Annotated in this window: 2 protein-coding genes; both read right to left on the reverse strand. The window is 35.5% G+C overall.

The genetic code is table 11. The features are described from left to right. Positions 1 to 45: 45 nt before the first annotated feature. On the reverse strand, positions 46 to 378 hold the full coding sequence (locus B9P78_RS09600; protein WP_148138608.1) for a hypothetical protein: 333 nt from the start codon (positions 376 to 378) through the stop codon (positions 46 to 48). A 56-nt stretch (positions 379 to 434) separates the two neighbouring features. After that, positions 435 to 590: a helix-turn-helix domain-containing protein gene (locus tag B9P78_RS09605; protein WP_094519190.1), complete on the reverse strand. Its 156-nt coding sequence runs from the start codon at positions 588 to 590 to the stop codon at positions 435 to 437. Positions 591 to 693: the final 103 nt, after the last annotated feature.

Consider the following 693-nt stretch of genomic DNA (forward strand, 5'->3'; position numbering starts at 1 on the left):
CTAATTTGAATTTATTAATATTATGGAGATTGTAGATTGCTTGAACTATTTGTTTCTTTGTTGCTGTTTCTCTGCTTCCTGCAATCTCCCTAATTCCTTTAAAAATTCATTCTCGATTCTCAAATCAAGATTTTCGTTTTCAAGTTGTCTCAGACGCTCAACGTTCACATCTTCTCTAGTTATCTTCTTTGGATCTTGAAATATTTTCTTATCAGCTTTCTTCCGTTTACCCATTTTCGGTGGCCTACCTCTCTGTTCTGATAAGCCATCGACGCCTTTCTTGAGGATAGTAGTGCGCCAATTACAAAGTAAACTAGGGTTATTCATCCCTAATGAATTGGCTACTTCTCGATAACTCATCTCTGTTGTTTCATACAATTTTACAGCACTAAGCTTAAAATCAACAGCGTAATGAGTTTGATTCTTACTACGTTTCAGTCCTCGATTCCAAATTGTTGATAGCTATTAACCCATCTTCTTACAATAGACTCTTGAATATTATATTTCTTTGCTACCGCTCGGTAGCCTCCGTAGTTCCCTAGATAATGTTTTACAATTTCCAATTTAAATTCTAGTGAATATTTTGCCATAAAAATAAACCCCCAAAAGTAGATTTTGGTTCTAACTTTTGGGGGCCTCTACACACGCGGCCTAAGGTTCTTTTTCTCGTTTGAATATTCATAAGTTACAAGA

The sequence above is a fragment of the Aerococcus sp. 1KP-2016 genome (genome assembly GCF_002252085.1).
Taxonomy (GTDB): domain Bacteria; phylum Bacillota; class Bacilli; order Lactobacillales; family Aerococcaceae; genus Aerococcus.